The organism is Bradyrhizobium sp. ISRA442 (genome assembly GCF_038085055.1).
GTDB lineage: Bacteria > Pseudomonadota > Alphaproteobacteria > Rhizobiales > Xanthobacteraceae > Bradyrhizobium.
On sequence record NZ_JALGCN010000015.1, the window covers coordinates 1 to 17903 of the forward strand.

Consider the following 17903-nt stretch of genomic DNA (forward strand, 5'->3'; position numbering starts at 1 on the left):
TTGTGGGAAAGGGTGCAGCAGCGTTCTCGGCTGCAATTACTTCACCAGCTCACACCCGCCCTCGGCCATCGGCCGGAACGCCTGATCCGCCGGGATGGTCGAAACCAGCTTGTAGTAGTCGTACGGATACTTCGACTCCTCCGGCTTCTTGACTTCGAACAGATACATGGGATGCACGACCCGGCCATCTTGGCGAATTGTCGTGTCGCCGAACAGCCTGTCTTTGCCCCTAAACTTTTTCATCTCGGGCACGACGTCCTTGGCGTTGTCGCTGCCGGTGGCCGCAACGGCGTTGAGAAAAGCGAGCGTGGACGCATAGACGCCGGCCTGGTTGCCGCTCGGCATCTTGCCGTTCATGCCGGGTCGCGCGGCGAAGCGTTTTGCGAAGGCGCGGGTATCGTCGTTCATGTCCCAGTAGAACGCTTCCATGAGCTGAAGACCCTGCGCGACCCTGATGCCCATGCCGTGGATGTCGTTGATGAAGAGCAGGAAGGCGACGAGCTTCTGGCCGCTTTGCTGGAGGCCGAATTCGGCGGCCTGCTTCACCGCATTGATGGTGTCGCCGCCGGCATTTGCCAGGCCGATCACCTGCGCTTTCGAACCCTGCGCCTGCAGCAGGAAGGAAGCGAAATCGGAGGTGCCGAGCGGATGTTTCGATGAGCCGAGCACCTTGCCGCCGTGGCCCTCGATATATTTCTGCGCCTCCGCTTCGATGCCCTTGCCGAGCGCGTAGTCGACCGTGAGGAAGTACCAGTCCTTGCCGCCGCGCGACATCATCGCGGCCGCCGTGGTGTTGCCGGTCGCCCAGGCGTCGTTGACCCATTGAATCGTGTTGGGCGAGCAGGCTTTGCCGGTGAGATCGGAACTTGCCGTGGAGGACGCCAGGAACGTCATGCGGCTGTCGCGCAGCAGCGTGTTGATGGAGAGGCCGACGGCCGAGTTCGGCACGTCGACAATGGCGTCTACGCCTTCGACATCAAGCCATTTGCGCGCGATCGCATTGCCGACGTCGGCCTTGTTCTGGTGATCAGCGTAGACGATCTCGACCTTGATGTTCTTTCCACCGCCGTTGAAATCCTCGGCGGCCATGCGCGCGGCTTCGACCGAGCCCATGCCGTTGGTGTCCTGGAAAATGCCGGAGATGTCGTTGAGTACGCCGACGCGCACGACATTGTCCGAGATCTCGGCGCTCGCCGCGCCGCTCAAAACACTTACGGCCAGCACGAGCGTCCACTTCAGATATTTCATGGTTCCCTCCCCTGTTCGATTTGCTGTCGCGCCGGTCGTTGCCGGCACATTGGACGATTCAGATCTGCCGCTCGGGCAGTCGCACGATGAGCCCGTCGAGATCGGGCGTTATCACGATCTGACAGGACAGCCGGCTCGCCGGCTGGCGCTCCGCAGCGGTGCCGTCGAGCAGCGCGTCCTCGTCGTCGGCCATCGCCGGCAGCCGCGCCAGCCAGCTCTCGTCGACATAGACGTGGCAGGTCGCGCACATTGCGTTGCCGCCGCATTCGGCCAGGATGCCGTCGAGGCCGTGGCGAGTCGCGGCCTGCATGGCGCTCTCGCCGTCGCTGGTCTCGATGCGGTCCGACTTGCCGTCGGGATGGATGAAGATAATCGCAGGCATCAAGGCTCCTTGTCAGGCCGGGGTGATCGTGACCGGCAGGCTGTCGAGCCCGCGCAGCGTGTTGTTGAAGCGGCGTTTCGGCTCGCCGGTGATCTCGATCCCCGCGATGCGCCGGGCCAGCGCGGTCAGCATCACCTCCCCCTCGAGGCGGGCGACGAGTTGGCCGACGCACATGTGGATGCCCGAGCCGAAGCCGACATGGCCTGAGGTGCGGCGGGTGATGTCATAGCTGTCGGGCTTGTCCCAGCGCCGCGGATCGCGATTGGCGGCGGCGAGGAACATCAGCACCTTCTCGCCCTCGCCGATGGTCGCGCCGGAGAGCTCGACCTGCCGCGTCGTGGTGCGGAAGAAGGTCTGCACCGGACTTTCGAACCGGACCGCCTCCTCGAAGGCGTTGCGCGCGAGCGAGAGATCGTCGCGCAGGCGCTGCCATTGATCGGGGAAACGCGCGAGGCAATACACTGCGGCGCCGATGCCGTTGACGGTGGTGTCGAGACCGGCCGACAGCAGCGAGCGCACCAAGAGCGGCGCCTCGGTGGCCGCAATCTCGCCCTCGTCAACGCGGGCATGAATACAGGCGCCAAACCCGCCGGGTGCGAGATTCTCGCGCTGACACTGCTCGGCGACATAGGCCTGGTGCGGCGCCGAGCGCGCGATCGCCTCCTGGCGGAGCTGGTTGGGCGGGCCGAAGGCGTTGAACACCACGCTCGCATAGGGAATGAGGTGCTCGCGGCCGTCCGGCTTCAAGCCCAGCGCATCCGGGAAGATCGAGAGCGGATAGGCTTCGGCAAGGTCCGCGATCGCATCAAAGCTGCGCTTCTCGAGCAGCGCGTCCACCCGTTCCTCTGCCGCTGCGGTAAAGCGGTCGCGTACCTGCTTCATCACGGTCGGCGACAGTACCTTTGACAGCACGGCGCGGGTGCGGGTGTGCGCGGGCGGATCGGCCTCGAGGATCAGGCTCGGCGGCCGCCATGGCGTCTCCTTCTTGAAGTCGCTAAGGCCGACGCCCCGGCTGGAGCAGAACGTCGCGGGATCGTTCAGGATGGCATGGACCTCGGCATAGCGCGCCACGCCGTAGACGTTCCACTTGTCGAGATAGACGACGGGCCCGGCCTCCCGCAGCACTTCGTGCGTGGGATAGGGGTCGGCAAAAAAATTCATTGCGAAGGGATCGACGTCGAGATGCGGAACGGCCGTTGGGCCGGCAGATACAGGGGAGCCGGATGCACTCATTGAAGTCCTCCCTCATTTTGATCTTGTGAAACGCGAGCGCATGTCCTTAGGTCTCCGGGCACGCCGAAAGTCCAAAGCCCGACATGCCTCCGCCTTCGACCAGAACCCGACAGAAGCCTGCGGCCTCCGAAGCCGGACCGACGCTCGACCTCGACCGTTATGTCCCGGCCTTCATCACCTTCATCGCCAATAAGCTGTCGAACAGCGCGACCGCGTTCTATCAGCGGCAGTTCGGCGTCAACGTCACGGAATGGCGGATCATGTCGCTGCTTGCGATCGAGCCCGGCATTCCGGCCTCGCGCATCTGCCACGTCATCGGCTTCGACAAAGGGCCGGTCAGCCGGACGCTGGCGGGCCTCGAGAAGCGCGGGCTGGTAGCGATCCGCACCGACCCCAACGACGGCCGGACCCATTCGATCTCGCTCACGGCGAGGGGCCGCACCACCCACGACAAGGTGATCGTCGCCGCGTTCGAGCGCGAGCGGCGCCTGTTGTCCTGCCTCAGCAAGGACGAGCGCGAGGTGCTGATCGACCTGCTGCGCCGGCTGCACGAGAATCTCGGCGCCGTGACGGCCGGCACCGACGCCTGACACGCCGCGTCGCACGCGCGATCCGTCCTCGGGCGCGCAGCGGCGTTTGCCGACGGCGCCATTCCTGCCGAGCATGTTTCCTCCAGATCAGCCGCAGCGGTTCGCCCGCCGTCATCCTTGTTTGGAACGGTTCGCACAAATTAGTTGCCTAGGCAACAAAAGATTTGAGACCGAGAATGCGGCAGGTTGGCTGGCCTATTTGGCAGGCTACCTCACTCCCTCTCCCCGTCCTTACGGGGAGAATGAGGGTGGGCTGCTTCAGCATCCATCGAGGTCGAGCACGCGCCCACTCTCCGTCATTGCGATGGCAGCGAAGCAATCCGGAGTCTTTCCGCAGAGGGATTCTGGATTGCTTCGCTGCGCTCGCAATGACGATGTGGAACGAATGCATATAAGAGGCGTCTACTGCTCTCGTGTCCCGGACGCGGCGCGGCATGAAATGATGCGCTGCGTCGCGTCCGGGGCACGAGCGCTCCGTAAAGCCGGCGTGTTCAACCGGCGCAACCAATCCACTCCGCCGACGCATCACCGTTCAGCCGCGCGACCGCATCGGCGCGGCGCGTCAGCACGGCGCGCTGGTTGATGTAGCCCTTGTCGGTGATCTCGCCGCCGTCGACCGACGGCGGCTCGGCGAGCAGAAGCGCCCGCGTCGCATGGCCGGAGGAGTTGGCGCTCTGCTGTTTCAGCTTGGCCAGCCCCTGCGCGATCGCGGTCCTGACCTTGTCGTGCGCGAGCACATCGTTGACGCCTGCCGTCTCGGCAAGACCGGCATGGACGCGGCAGGCAGCCAGGTTCGGGAAGACCAGGAATGTCACCTCGTCACCGCCGTGGCCGGCAACGACGATGTCTTGCGCAAGCGGCGCCAGCGCGGCGATGCCGGCGACGCGCAGCGTGCCGACGCTGACCCAGGTGCCCGAATTGAGCTTGAAGTCCTCCGCGACGCGGCCGTCGAAGAACAGGCCGCGCTCCGGCCGCTCCGGATCGGCAAACTTCACGGCATCGCCGATGAGATAGAAGCCCTCTTCGTCAAAGGCCTGCTTCGTCAGCTCCGGCGCCTTCCAATAGCCCGGCGTGACGTTGGGTCCGCGCACGCGCACCTCGAGCTTGTCGCCGGAGGCGACGAGCTTCAGCTCGGTCCCGGGGATCGGCACGCCGATATTGCCGGAGCGCTCGGCGAGGAAATGGCAGTCGGTCGCGAGCGGCGAGGTTTCAGTCGAGCCCCAGGCGGAAACCATCGGCAGCGGGCGGCCGACCGTCTCCACCGAAAGCTGCGCGAGCGCGTCCCAGAGATTCTGCGGCAGCGCCGCGCCGGCGTAGAAGGCGAACTTCACCTCGCCGAAGAAGCGGCGGCGCAACGCCTCGTCGCTGCGCAGCGCCGCGATCAGCATGTCGAAGCCACGCGGAACGTTGAAATAGACCGTCGGCATCACGCTTTTCAAGTTGGCTAGCGACGTCGCAAAGAGCCCCGGCGCGGGCTTGCCGCCGTCGATATAGAGCGAGCCGCCGTTGCGCAGCACGAGGTTGAAATTGTGGTTGGCGCCGAAGGTGTGGCTCCAGGGCAGCCAATCGAGGATGACGAGATCACCGCGGCCCTGCGCGAGAAAGGTCCAGGTCTGCGCCTTGGCCTCCTGGCTGGAGGTCAGCATGCGCTGGGTGTTGATGACGGCCTTGGGCGTGCCGGTCGAGCCGGAGGTGAACAGGAATTTTGCGATCGTATTCGGCGTCACCGTCGCGAATGCGCTTGCGACGTCGGGCGTCTCCGGCGTGGCTGCGATGGCGCGGAACGCACGCGCATCGGTGTCATCGGCGTTACTACTGATGACCTGCGCCTGATGCAGCGACTTGATCGCGGCGAGCGCCGCGGCGAACGGTTTTGTGGCGGCGACATAGATCGCGCCGGGCTCGAGCAGCGCGATCATGCTCTTCAGCTTGTCGAAATCTCGGGACATCAGCGAATAGGCCGGCGAGATCGCGGCCGAGGGCACGCCGACGTGCTGGGCAGCCAGCGCGAGCAGCGCGTGATCGATGCTGTTGTCGGAGAGGATGACGACGGGGCGCTCTGCGCTCAGACCCTGCGCCAGGATCCAGGACGCGACGGCACGTACCTGCCGTAGTGCCTGCGCATAGGTGACGGTGGTCCAGGGCGCTTCGACATTGCCGCGCTCGGCGAGGAAGACCCTGTCGGGCGTCTGCCGTGCCCAATGCTCCAGCCAGTCGCCGATGCAGCGCGCGCTCTCACGCAGCCGCTCCGGCGAGCGCAGCACGATGGTGCCGTCGGCGCGATGCTCGGCGACGGTCGACGGCGTTGCGAACAGGCTGGAAGCATCACCGCGTGCGGCGGGCGTGGTCATCGTTTCCTCCTCGCCCGGTCGAATGCCGGGACCGGCCGCAGCCTCGTTCCGGACTGCTTGACCGTAATGTTGAGCACGGCAATTGTTGTCGTCAACAACAATCTTTCGCTGCGCTTGCCGCCGCGCTACAAGGATGCGAAGGCAGGAGACACGATGTGACAGCCAGCGTAGCCCGAACCGACGGCCGCACCTCCCCGCGCAAACGAGCCGGCAACGGCGCAGCGCGTCCCGATGTCGCGGACGAGGTCGGCCTCGATGCGCTGGTCGGCCACGCCGGCTATGCCGTGCGGCGCTTCCAGATCTGGATCTTCCAGGATTTCATCAAGACGCTTGCCAATGTCGACATCCGCCCGACGCAGTATTCGGTGATGACCATCATCGGTGCCAATCCCGGCCTCTCCCAGATGGCCGTCGCAAAACGGCTCGGCATCGAGCGCGCCCGGCTCGTGCATCTGCTCGACAGCCTTGAATCCCGCAGGCTGGTAAAGCGGATCAAGTCGAAGACGGACCGACGCTCGCATGCGCTGCATCTCACCGCGCAAGGCGAGACGGCGCTGGCGAAATTCAAACGGCTTGCCGCCGAACATGAGCGGCACGTCGAGGCGAAGATCGGCAAGGAGAACCGGGAGCACCTGCTCCGGATCCTCGCCTGCTTCACCTGATCCTCCCTGCCCAGGATTTGGGCAGATGCCCCTATTGGGGCGCGGACGCGGCGGCCCTTTGGCCATCGAAATACCGACTAAGCGCATGATAATTCGATAATATCCGGAGCACCTATCCTTCCCGGCTGCTGTACACAATGGCACATCGCTTGCTTCAATCGGGCGAAGACAAATTGCCGGAGTTTTGTCGCCATGGGGGCGGAACAGCCTGAAACGATCGCCGCGATTGTGGCCGCGCATCGCGCGGGCACGCTGACGCCGGCGCAAACGGTCGCGCGCAGCTATCGGCGCATTCGCGACCATGACGATCCCGCGGTCTTCATCGGCCTGCGCGACGAGGCGGATGCGATCGCCGAAGCCGAGAAGCTTGCCGCACGAAGGGACGCAGCGCACCTGCCGCTCTACGGCGTGCCGGTCGCGGTGAAGGACAATATCGACGCGCAGGGCTTTGCGACCACCGCGGCCTGCCCGGCTTTCTCCTACATGCCGGGGCATGACTCCACCGCGGTGGAGCGCCTGCGTGCCGCTGGCGCCATCGTCATCGGCAAGACCAACCTCGACCAGTTCGCAACCGGTCTCGTCGGCGTGCGCTCGCCCTATGGCATCCCCAGAAATTCGATCCGCGACGATCTCATTCCCGGTGGCTCGAGCTCGGGATCGGCGACCGCCGTCGGCGCGGGGCTGGTGCCGCTGTCGCTCGGCACCGATACCGCGGGCTCAGGCCGCGTGCCGGCGATGCTCAACAACATCGTCGGGCTGAAGCCGAGCCTCGGCATGATCTCGACCGCGGGCGTTGTGCCGGCCTGCCGCACGCTCGACTGCGTCTCGGTGTTCGCGCTGACCGTCGACGATGCCGCACTCGCGCTTTCGGTGATGGCGGGGCCCGATCAGGCCGATCCGTTCTCGCGCGACAGGCCGCTGGGCGCGCTCACGCCGTTCCCGGCGAACTTGCGGCTCGGCGTACCACGCAACGGACAGTTGATCTTCTTCGGCGACAAGAAGGCGGAGGCCGCCTACGGCGAGGCACTTGAGCGCTGGACCGCGCTCGGCGCGACCCTGGTCGAGTTCGATCTCGAGCCGTTCTACGAGACGGCGCGGCTACTCTATGAAGGACCATGGGTCGCCGAGCGCTATCTCGTGATCCGCAACCTGCTGGCGTCCGCACCGGATGCGATCCATCCGGTGACGCGGGAGATCACCGCGGCCGGCGCGCGGCTGACGGCGGCGGAGACCTTCTCCGCGTTCTACCGCCTGCAGGGCTTGCGCAGGATCACCGAGCGCACCTTCGTCAATCTGGACGCGCTGGTGCTGCCGACGGCGCCGACGGTCTATTCGACCGCGCAGGTGCTGGCCAATCCGATCGAGCTCAACAGCCGGCTCGGCACCTACACCAATTTCGTCAACCTGCTCGACCTCTGCGGCCTCGCGGTGCCGGCATCGATGCGGTCCGACGGCGCGCCGTTCGGCATCACCCTGCTTGCACCGGCTGGCCGCGATGCGCTGCTCGCCAGCATCGGCCGCGTTTTCCATGCCGATACCAAGCTGAGCGTCGGCGCAAAGGGCGTTGCGCACCCACCGCTCGCTCAGCCATCCGCAAGCACGAGCGATGAGATTCCGATCGCGGTGATTGGCGCGCATCTCTCCGGCATGGCGCTGAACGGCGAATTGAAGGCCTTGAACGGACGCCTGATCGAGGCGACCAAGACTGCGCCGGACTACAAGCTCTATGCGCTCCAGACCACGCCGCCGAAGCCCGGCATGCTGCGTGTCGAAGCCGGCAAAGGCGCCGCGATCCAGCTCGAGATCTGGTCGCTGTCGGCATCCGCCTTCGGCAAATTCGTCAACGCGATTCCCGCGCCGCTGTCGATCGGCACGGTGCGCCTCGCCGATGGCCGCAGCGTGAAAGGCTTTATCGTGGAGCCCGAAGTGCTCGGCGATGCGCGCGACATCACCGCCTATGGCGGCTGGCGCGCGTATATGGCGGAGAGGGCGACGGCGTAGCTTTTGCAGGGTGGGCAAAGCGAAGCGTGCCCAGCATGGTGTCGCGAGAGAGATGGTGGGCACGGCGCTTCGCGCCTTTGCGCACCCTACGACAGCGAATGTGTGCCACCGTCGTCGCGCTACACCGACACCGCGTAGATCTCGTATTCTCCACGCACCAGCTCGATATGCGCGCGCATGGCGGCGGCGGCGGCCTGCTTGTCGCCGCGCATGATGGCGACGACGACGCGGTCGTGCTCGGCTTGGGACTTGGCCAGACGCCCGAGGTTGCGGAACTGGGCGCGGCGGAACGGCTGCACGCGGACGCGGGTGGCCAGCGTGATCTCGGCGATGTAGCCGTTCTGCGAGCCGGCATAGATCGCGTTGTGGAAGCGCTCGTTGACCTCGTGGAAGCGTTCGGGATTGCCGGCGTAGCTCAGGACCCGGAGTTCCTCGTGGATGGCCTCGAGGCCATGACGCTCGGCCGCGGACATGCGTTCGGCGGCAAGCCCGGCGCACAGCGCCTCGAGCTCGGCCATCGCCTCGAACATGCTGGTCAGCCGTTCGATCGAGGGCTGCGCCACGACCGCGCCGCGATGGGCGCGGGCCTCGACGAGGCCGCTGGCCACGAGCTGGCGCAACGCTTCCCGCACCGGCGTGCGCGAAACGCTGAAGCGGCGCGCGATATCGGTCTCATCCAGCGGCGCGCCGGGAGCCAAAGCTCCGCGCACGATCTCGTCGGCGAGCTGCAGCCGCAGCTCCTCGGCGCGCGTGACCTTGTGCACGGTCGGGTGCGGCCGGTCGACACGCGGCACGACCGGCTCGGTCGGCAATGTCCCAGGCGGGAGGTCGTCGAGCGTCATGCGATCACGCCTCTTTCGGCTCGTCGATGATGCTGACATGGGCAGCTACGACGCGCCAGCCCTCCGGGAAGCGAATCCAGGTCTGCATCTGCCGGCCGACCTTGCCGGGCGCGGTGTCGCGATAGAACAGGGTGGAGGCGACCGCGGTGTCGCGGCCATAGCTGGTGATGACGGTTTTGGCGGTGCGGCGGTTGAGGCCGACCGGCGAGCGCGCGGCGCGGAAGCCGGAGATCGCCTCATAGCCGTAGAGGTTTTCGCCGATGCCGTAGCGCAGCGTGCGGGGATCGTTGCGAAAGAGCTCGCCGAGCACGGCGACGTCGTTGCTGACCAGCGCCGTCTCGTAACGCTCGAACGCGGCTTTGACTTCCGCGACCACGTCGGGAAGATCGATCTCCATTTCAAAATCCTCTCGGTGACGGCGCTGATACTACGCCCATTCGTTCCAGCGCATGCGCGACCCGCAGCGCGATGTCCTCGCGCCAGGGCGCTGTGATGATCTGCACGCCGATCGGCAGCGGCTCCAGCGGCACCGGCACCGCCACCACGGGCAGGCCGATGAACGAGATCGGTTGGGTATGGATGCCGATATTGGCGCGCACCGGCAATTCGACGCCGTCGAGTGTGAAATTCACCTGTCCGAGCTTCGGCGCCGTACAGGGCGTCGCGGGCGCGAGCAAAACGTCGACCGACCTAAACAGCTCCATGACCTGCGCGCGATACCAGCGGCGAAATTTTTGCGCACGATCGACCAGCGACGCCGGCACCATCGCGCCGGCGATCAGCCGGTCGCGCACCGCCGGATCGAAATCGTTCGGGCGCTTGCGCAGGCGATCGAGATGGAGCGAGGCGCCTTCCGTCGTGGTGATGACATAGGCCGCGGCGCGGGCGCGCGAGGCTTCGGGAACGTCCACAACTCGCGTCGCGCCGAGCGCCTTGGCGACGCGGCTGACGGCTTCGACGGCCTCGGGAAACACGTTCTTCTGGAAGTGGCCGCCGGCGATCGCGACGCGCAGGCCTGCGATGGATTCACCGAGCAGCGGCGTCACCGGCTCGACGCCGCGCGTGGTGCAAGCGGCATCGTCCGCATCCGGGCCCTGCATCGCGTCATAGGCCAGCGCGAGATCGGTGACGGAGCGCGCGAGCGGGCCGACATGGTCGAGACTCGCGACGAACGGGAAGGAGCGCGCTCGCGACAGCCGGCCATAGGTCGGCTTCAAACCGAAAATGCCGCAGAACGAGGACGGCACGCGGATCGAACCGTTGGTATCCGAGCCCAGCGCGATCGGCACCAGCGCGCCGCCGACGGCACTGCCGGAGCCGCCGGAGGAGCCGCCGCTCATCCGATCAATGTCATGCGGATTGCACGAGGGACCATCGTGCACGTTCTCGCCGGTGAAATCGTAGGCGTATTCGCCCATGTTGAGCGCGCCGACCAGCACGGCACCCGCGGCTTCCATGCGCTCGATCAGGGTGGCATCGCGCTTGGCCTTCGGCAGGTCGCGGTTGATCTTCGAGCCGGCGTAGGTCCTCAGCCCAGCAACGTCGAACAGATTCTTAACCGCAAAGGGTACACCAGCGAGTGGGCCGACCTGCTTACCATCGGCAATGTCGGCGTCGATGGCGAGCGCCTTGGCGCGAGCTCGCCTGAAAGTGAAATCAGTAAAGGCACCGAGCAGGCCGTTGTATCGAGTGATGCGCGCCAGCGCCGCTTCGGTGACCTCGAACGCAGTCAGCTTCTTGGTGGCAATAGCTGCGGCGATCTCCGCGGCCGTCATTTCGGGATCAATCGTCATGGCGGCGTCAGGCCGTGAACACGGGCGCCGGCTCGGTCTCGTCCGGCAGCGCGAATTCGTCGACAAGGCGGCCGAGCCGCAGCGACACTTCGAGGTTGGCGCGCACCGCGGGCCGCCAGGCTTCCTCGATCGGCAGCGACAGTGCTTTCGACACGGCGTCGATATAGTCGTCCAGCGGTTCGGCCATCACGCTCCCACGAAAGTCTCTCAGTGAACCGGCAACGGCGGATGCGGAATCGCCGTCAACAGCGCCTTGGTGTAGTCGTCCTGCGGATCGCTCAGGACCTTCTCGGAAGACCCTTCCTCCACGATTCGACCCGTCCGCATCACAATGACACGATCGCACAGCAAGCGCACCACATTCAAATCATGCGAAACGAACAGGTAGCTCATGCGAAGCCGCTGCTTGAGGTCCTCCAGCAGATTCAGCACCACCGCCTGGACCGACACGTCGAGCGCGGCCGTCGGCTCGTCCAGGATAACGAGCTTTGGATGCAGCGCGATCGCGCGGGCGATGCCGACGCGGGCCTTCTGGCCGCCGGACAATTGGTGCGGGAAACGATCGAGCAGATCGAGCGGCAATCCGACCATTGCCGCCAGCTCCTCGCAGCGCGCGCGCAGCGCATCACGCCCCCGGACGTCGCCGAGTTGCAGAAGCGGGTCGACGATGGCGCGCGCGGCGGTGAAGCGCGGATTGAGGCTGTCGGTCGGGTCCTGGAACACCATCTGGATGCGACTGCGCAGCGGCAGCCGGGCAAAGGCGCTCGGCATGATGCTGCCGATCTCCTCGCCGTCGAATTGGATGCGGCCCGAGGTCTGGTCCAACAGCCGCATCACCATCATCGACGTCGTGGATTTGCCGCAGCCGGATTCGCCGACCAGGCCGACGCTCTCGCCATGGCCGATCGAGAAGCTGATGCCGTCGACGGCGCGGAACACATCCGGCTCGACCGGCGGCTTGCGGCCGAACAGCTTTCCGAGCACCGCGGTGGCGCCCTGGCGGGGATAGTCTTTCACGAGCTTTTCGACGAGGAGAAGGGGCTTGCCGCTCTTCTCCCTCTCCCCGCTCTTCGCGGGGTCGAGACGAGCTTCGCTCGCTCTGAGAGGGTTGGGGTGAGGGGCTGTTTCCTCGAGCTCGACTCGCGGAGAGTCCCCCTCACCCGCCGGACTCTGGCGCGCAAGTGCGCTGCCGAGTGCGTCGGCCTCTCCCCGCGCGCGGGGAGAGGCGAAGGAAGCTGCCGCGCTCCCGTCTTCCTCTGGCAACAAGTCTCTTAGCTGCACGCCGATCCGCGGCGTCGCACGCATCAATTTTCGCGTGTAGGGATGCTGCGGGCTGGCGAAGATGTCGGCGGCCTTCGCGGTCTCGACCACGCGGCCCTTCTCCATCACCACGACGCGGTCGCAATAGGCCGCAGCAAGGCCGAGGTCGTGCGTGATCAGGATGGTCGACATCGCGCGCCGCTTGGTCAGCTCGACGATCAGGTCCATCACCGCCTTCTGCGTGGTGACGTCGAGCCCGGTGGTCGGCTCGTCCGCGATCAGGAGCTGCGGATTGCACGCGAGCGCGAGCGCAATGACGACGCGCTGGCACATGCCCCCGGACAGCTCGAACGGATAGGCGTGATAGCGCTCGCGCGGGCGCGCGATCTTGACCTGCTCCAGCGCTTCGATCGCTTTCTCGCCGTGACCTGTGACTTGCGCCTGCTGCACATGGGTGCGCAGCACGTCCTCGATCTGGTCGCCCACTTTCCGTATCGGGTTGAGTGCGGCACGCGGGTTCTGGAAGATCATCGAGACTTCGCGGCCGCGCAGATCGCGCATCTGGTCTTCGGTCGCGGCCTTCACATCGATGCCGGAGAACATCACCGAGCCCTCGGCGATCCGCCCCGCGCGGTCGAGGATGCGCATCACGGCGTAGGACGTCACCGACTTGCCGGAACCGGACTCGCCGACGATCGCCAGCGTCTCGCCCTTGGCGACGGAGATGTCGACGTGCTGCACCGCTTTGACGATGCCGCGGCGGGTGGTGAATTCGACGGTGAGGTCGTGGACGTCGAGCAGGGGCTGAGCAGTCATGAATGCCTCCCACTCAAAAATCGCGAAAACAACCCCATGCAAAGTAGAACGGGGTTGGATTCATTGGACAATTTCCGCGGTGGACTTAGGCGCGAGGCGGGTACAACTCTCTCGCTCCCTCCCCCACGCAACCGGGGTGTACCCCGGTTGCGCATCCTTTGTTTGCGCAAGTCGGGCAGGCCCGACTTGCGACGGGGGAGGGTTGGGGAGGGGGGTAGCCCCAAGCGAGGTCTGAGTTCGTGGCTACCCCCCTCCCTGCCCCTCCCCCGCAAGGGGGGAGGGAATGAGAGGATTGTGCGCTCCTCACATGTGAGCCTCGCGTTGCTCACCACACACTCGAGCCCAACCATCGCTCACGTCCTCCGCTGCGGGTCGACGATGTCGCGCAGACCGTCGCCGAGGAGGTTGAAGCAGAACACGGCGATCATCAGCGCGAGGCCCGGGAACAGCGCGATCCACCATTCGCCCGACACCATGAAGCCGGCGCCCTCGGCGACCATGATGCCCCATTCGGCGGTCGGCGGGCGCACGCCGAGGCCGATGAAGGAGAGGCCGGCGGCATTGAGAATGGCGTAGCCCATGGTCAGCGACATCTGCACGATCATGATCGGCATGATGTTGGGCAGGATGTGCACCAGGAGGATGCGGAATTCGCCGTTACCCGACAGCCGCGCCGCCTGCACGAAGCCGGCATCGCGGCGGACGTTGGCTTCGGCGCGCGCGACGCGGGCATAGAGCGGGAAGTTCACGATGGCGGTCGCCAGGATGATGTTCTGCACGGTGTTGCCGAGCGCCGCCACGATACCCATCGCCAGCACGAACAGCGGAAAGGCCATGATGGTATCGGCGATGCGGCCGACGACGCGGTCGGTCCAGCCGCCAAAATAGCCCGCCGCGATGCCGGCGAGCCCACCCATCAGGAACACCAGCGCAACCGATGCGACCGCGATGAAGACGTCGAGCCGCGTTGCGACGATGACGCGACTGAAGATGTCGCGGCCGAGCTGGTCGGTACCGAACCAGTGCGCCGCCGATGGCGGTTTTAACGCAGCCGCGGTGTCCGAGGCGAGCGGATCGTGCGGCACGATGGAGGGACCGAACAGCGCCGCGCAGATGATGAGCAGGAGCAGCGCGAAGGCAAAGCCCGTGACCTTGTTCTCGCCGAGCACATAGCGGGTGTGCTCGAACATCGCCGCGAGTCCCGAGGTTCGCGCCGGACCGACCGGTTCAACAGCAGGCGCAACGGTGCTCATGATGGCACTCTTTCTTGGAGCATGATCTTGCCGGAAAACCGGTCTCCACTTTTCCGGATCATGCTCTACCCTTCCAGCCGCACGCGCGGATCGATCACGCCGTAGAGAATGTCGATCACGAGATTGAGCAGCACGTACATGACCGCCATGGTCAACACGAAACCCTGCACCGGTGCGAAGTCGGACGCGATCAGCGCTTCCACCGCGTAGGAGCCGATGCCAGGCCAGGCGAAGACCTTTTCCACCAGCACGTTGGCGCCGAGCAGGAACGAGAACACCATGCTGAGCGTGGTGATCACCGGAAGCATCGCGTTGCGAAAGGCGTAGGTGACGATGACGGTTGCCGGCGACAGGCCGCTGGCTCGCGCGGTGCGGACGAATTCGGAGGCGAGCACCGCCAGCATCGAGGCGCGCGTCATGCGCGCGATCGGCGCCAGCGAGAAGATCGCGAGCGTTGCCGCCGGCAGGATGAGCTGGCTCAGCGCCGAGCGAAACGCCTCAAAGTCACGCGCGATCAGGGTGTCGATCAGATAGAAGCCCGTCACCGTCGCCGGCGCGCTGTAGAACACATCCAGCCGGCCGAGCGGCGCCGGCGACCAGCCGAGCCGGAAGTAGAAGACATACACCAGCACGAGGCCGGTGAAGAATACCGGCAGCGACACGCCCGCCGTCGTCGTCACCCGGCAGAGATGATCGATCCACGAGCCCGGGCGCGTTGCCGCCAGCACGCCGAGCGGAATCGCAATAGTGATGGAGACGATGAGGCCGAGCAGCGTCAGCTCGGCGGAGGCCGGCAGGCGATTGCGAATCTCGGTCGCGACCGGCTGGCCGGTCGTCAGCGACGTGCCGAAATCGCCATGGGCGAGATCACTCGCGTAGCGGAAGAACTGCTCGACCAGCGGCTTGTCGAAGCCGAGTTTCCTGCGGATCTGCTCGACGGCTTCCTTCGTCGCGGCGGGACCGGCGAAGTAGGCAGCGGGATCACCCGGCAGCGCGCGCGTGAGCAGGAAGGTGACGATGACGACCCCGATCAGCGAGGGGATCGCGAACATCAGCCGCTTGCCGATCAGGGTCAGCATGGCGCGGCACTCCAGCATGACAAACAGCTCTCGCTGGTTCGCGAGGCTGTCGCCACTTGCCCCGCTGCGTTCCCTCCCTCCTTGCGGGGGAGGGCTAGGGAGGGGGGTGGCCCCAAGCGAGGTCGGAGTTCGTGGCTACCCCCCTCCCTGCCCCTCCCCCGCAAGGGGGGAGGGAATGAGAGAGGAGTGCCTGCCTGACTCAGATCGAAGAGAACGACGAGACTCGTAGATGCTGATGCGTCATCGAAGAGTGCCTTCTCGATAGTTGGCGAATGCGCCGCCGCACGCTCCGCTGCGCTCCCTCCCCCCTTGCGGGGGAGGGCTAGGGAGGGGGGTGGCCCCAAGCGAGTTCGGAGTTCGTGGCTACCCCCCTCCCTGCCTCTCCCCCACAAGGGGGGAGGGAATGAGAGAGGAGTGCTCGCCTCACTTGGGAAGGCGCTTGCGCGTGCGAATGGCAAATAGCGAATGGCGAATAACTGGTCGCTGCCGTGCATATCCATTCGGTGCTCCCTACTCACTACTCGCCACCCGCTATTCGCCCCTCACCCCTTCGCCATCGCGCGGTAATCGAGCCTGCGGTGAAACCAGTATTCGTAGCCGGAGATGTTCTTTTGCATCGCGACGTTGACGAAGGGCTGGTAGAGCGGGATGCGAGGGATGTCGGCGTAGGCGAGATCGACGAAAGCCTTCACGTCGGCGTCGTAGGTGGTCTTGTCGCCGGTCGCGGCAGCAACGCGCGCGCCGTCGATGAGCTTGTCCATCTCCGCCGACTTGTAGCTCATGGTGTTGAAGACGGAATTGTTGCCGTGATAGCACCAGTAGAAGAAGTACTCGGGGTAATCGAGCCAGCCCGAGAACACGTTAGTGAAGAGCGGCATCTCCTTCTTGTTGAGCTCGGTGCGCCAGTTGGCGCCGGGCACCTTGTTGATGGTGGTCTTGATGCCGAGCTGCGCCAGTGATTCCTGCACCAACACGCAGAGCGGCTCGTTGACGCCGGCAAAATTGAGGTCGAACGAGATCGTGGTCTCGAAGCCGTTGGCGTAGCCGGCTTCAGTCAGCAGCGCCTTTGCCTTCTCCATGTCGGTGTTGAATTTGTGCGGCTGCGGCCAGGCCACTTCGGTGGCCTTGTCGTTGGGCGCGCCGAACATGGGATTGCCGAGGCCGAACAGCACGGCGTCCATGATCTTCTGATACGGCATCGCATAGGCCATCGCCTGCCGCACCTTCGGATTGTCGAACGGCGGCCTGGTCACGTTCATGCCGATGTACTGGATGCCGTTCGAGAACGGCAGCGACACCACGTTGAGCTTGCCGTTCGCCTTCATCTCCTGGAAATCCCTAAACGGCAGCTCGTAGGAGATGTCGGCATCGCCGCGCTCCAAGAGCGCGCGGCGGTTGCCGGCCTGCGGCACCATGCGCCAGATCACACGCTTGATCTTCGGCAGCGGACCGCAGGCCCAATCCTCATTGCGCTCCATCACCACTTCGGTGCCGGCGGTCCACTTCGTCACCTTGTAGGCACCGGAGCCCGCGGTCTGCTGTTTTGTGAATTCCAGGCCCCACGGATCCTTCTCGCTGGCGTTCTTCTTCACCAATTCCGAGTTGACCACGCAGGGCACGATTACCGCGAGATCGGGGATGGTGAGGCGATCCTTCCTGAGGAAGTCGACGCGCACCGTATAGTCGTCGACCGCCACGAACTGCTCGGGCTTGGTCAGCGAGCCCGCGCTCATCTGGAAGGTCGGAAAGCCGCCGACGCTCACGGCGCGGTCGAGCGACCATTTCACGTCCTTCGCGGTGACCGGCGTGCCGTCGTGGAATTTGGCGTTCTTGCGCAGCTTGAACGTGACCGACATGTCGTCGATCTTCATGTCCTCGGCGAGCTCGCCCTTGAACTTGTCGCGGTCGTAATAGGGCACGCCGCCGGGACCGCTCTTCATCTCGTGGCTGATCAGGCGGTCGTAGCAATTCCAGGACACCTCATAGCCGGGCACGTTGGTGCCGACGCCGTGGATGTCGAGATTGTTCGGCCCGCCTTCGGAGACGATCAGCAGCGTCTCGGAGCGCGCATCGGCCCCGGCCGGAGAGATCACCGCAGGCATCGCCGGAAGCGCCGCGCCTGCGGCCAATCCAGACACGGACTTGAGGAAATCGCGGCGCTTCATGCAATGGCTCCAACACAAACGTTCTTGGTTGGAGGTGGCATCGCAAGGTTCGTGCCAAGGCTTAGCGGAGCATTGGCGGCAGGCTAAGGTATTGGCATTGCGGGAGAATGCAAAAATATGGGCCACTCGCCGCCGATACGCGCGCTCTCCCATTGCATACAAAGATGTACATTTGCTCATGAAATGAGCTGAATGAAGATCGCGCTCATTTGTTGAGCTGACACAAGC

The 17903-nt window shown here is 65.3% G+C and carries 15 protein-coding genes; 3 read left to right on the forward strand and 12 right to left on the reverse strand.

What is annotated here, in order from left to right; all coding sequences use genetic code 11:
* Positions 1 to 36 precede the first annotated feature (36 nt).
* The 3 genes from MTR72_RS26930 to MTR72_RS26940 are packed head-to-tail and all read right to left on the reverse strand — an operon-like array spanning position 37 to position 2863.
* Complete coding sequence (locus MTR72_RS26930; RefSeq protein WP_280967133.1) at positions 37 to 1248, reverse strand: ABC transporter substrate-binding protein; 1212 nt, start codon at positions 1246 to 1248, stop codon at positions 37 to 39.
* 58 nt (positions 1249 to 1306) lie between these two features.
* A complete protein-coding gene (locus MTR72_RS26935; protein WP_280967134.1) occupies positions 1307 to 1630 on the reverse strand; it encodes a 2Fe-2S iron-sulfur cluster-binding protein in 324 nt (107 codons plus the stop codon).
* A gap of 12 nt (positions 1631 to 1642) precedes the next feature.
* Entirely contained in the window at positions 1643 to 2863 is a 1221-nt protein-coding gene (locus MTR72_RS26940) for a cytochrome P450 (RefSeq protein WP_280967135.1), read from the reverse strand.
* 83 nt (positions 2864 to 2946) lie between these two features.
* Here MTR72_RS26940 and MTR72_RS26945 point away from each other — a divergent pair, with 83 nt between their 5' ends.
* Positions 2947 to 3453, forward strand: a complete 507-nt coding sequence (locus tag MTR72_RS26945; RefSeq protein ID WP_280967136.1) for a MarR family winged helix-turn-helix transcriptional regulator — start codon at positions 2947 to 2949, stop codon at positions 3451 to 3453.
* A gap of 491 nt (positions 3454 to 3944) precedes the next feature.
* On the opposite strand, the gene MTR72_RS26950 is transcribed toward MTR72_RS26945, so the two are convergent.
* On the reverse strand, positions 3945 to 5804 hold the full coding sequence (locus tag MTR72_RS26950) for a feruloyl-CoA synthase (protein WP_280967137.1): 1860 nt from the start codon (positions 5802 to 5804) through the stop codon (positions 3945 to 3947).
* Between the two features lie 155 nt (positions 5805 to 5959).
* Here MTR72_RS26950 and MTR72_RS26955 point away from each other — a divergent pair, with 155 nt between their 5' ends.
* Together MTR72_RS26955 and atzF are read left to right on the forward strand one after the other, a co-directional pair.
* Positions 5960 to 6466: a MarR family winged helix-turn-helix transcriptional regulator gene (locus tag MTR72_RS26955; RefSeq protein ID WP_280967138.1), complete on the forward strand. Its 507-nt coding sequence runs from the start codon at positions 5960 to 5962 to the stop codon at positions 6464 to 6466.
* A gap of 192 nt (positions 6467 to 6658) precedes the next feature.
* Entirely contained in the window at positions 6659 to 8467 is a 1809-nt protein-coding gene (gene atzF / locus MTR72_RS26960; RefSeq protein ID WP_280967139.1) for an allophanate hydrolase, read from the forward strand.
* A gap of 119 nt (positions 8468 to 8586) precedes the next feature.
* Here atzF and MTR72_RS26965 read toward each other — a convergent pair whose 3' ends face one another.
* The 8 genes from MTR72_RS26965 to MTR72_RS27000 all read right to left on the reverse strand — a co-directional run bounded on the left by MTR72_RS26965 (position 8587) and on the right by MTR72_RS27000 (position 17675).
* On the reverse strand, positions 8587 to 9309 hold the full coding sequence (locus MTR72_RS26965) for a GntR family transcriptional regulator (RefSeq protein ID WP_280967140.1): 723 nt from the start codon (positions 9307 to 9309) through the stop codon (positions 8587 to 8589).
* Positions 9310 to 9313: 4 nt separating this feature from the next.
* Positions 9314 to 9706, reverse strand: coding sequence for an oxalurate catabolism protein HpxZ (hpxZ, locus tag MTR72_RS26970; protein WP_280967141.1), 393 nt, complete (start codon positions 9704 to 9706; stop codon positions 9314 to 9316).
* A 1-nt stretch (position 9707) separates the two neighbouring features.
* A complete protein-coding gene (locus MTR72_RS26975) occupies positions 9708 to 11102 on the reverse strand; it encodes an AtzE family amidohydrolase (protein WP_341511560.1) in 1395 nt (464 codons plus the stop codon).
* A gap of 7 nt (positions 11103 to 11109) precedes the next feature.
* Complete coding sequence (locus tag MTR72_RS26980; protein ID WP_280967143.1) at positions 11110 to 11289, reverse strand: DUF4089 domain-containing protein; 180 nt, start codon at positions 11287 to 11289, stop codon at positions 11110 to 11112.
* A 20-nt stretch (positions 11290 to 11309) separates the two neighbouring features.
* Complete coding sequence (locus MTR72_RS26985; RefSeq protein WP_280967144.1) at positions 11310 to 13178, reverse strand: dipeptide ABC transporter ATP-binding protein; 1869 nt, start codon at positions 13176 to 13178, stop codon at positions 11310 to 11312.
* A gap of 353 nt (positions 13179 to 13531) precedes the next feature.
* On the reverse strand, positions 13532 to 14431 hold the full coding sequence (locus MTR72_RS26990; RefSeq protein ID WP_280967145.1) for an ABC transporter permease: 900 nt from the start codon (positions 14429 to 14431) through the stop codon (positions 13532 to 13534).
* Between the two features lie 65 nt (positions 14432 to 14496).
* Entirely contained in the window at positions 14497 to 15510 is a 1014-nt protein-coding gene (locus MTR72_RS26995) for an ABC transporter permease (protein WP_341511561.1), read from the reverse strand.
* 542 nt (positions 15511 to 16052) lie between these two features.
* Entirely contained in the window at positions 16053 to 17675 is a 1623-nt protein-coding gene (locus MTR72_RS27000) for an ABC transporter substrate-binding protein (RefSeq protein ID WP_280967147.1), read from the reverse strand.
* Between the last annotated feature and the right edge of the window lie 228 nt (positions 17676 to 17903).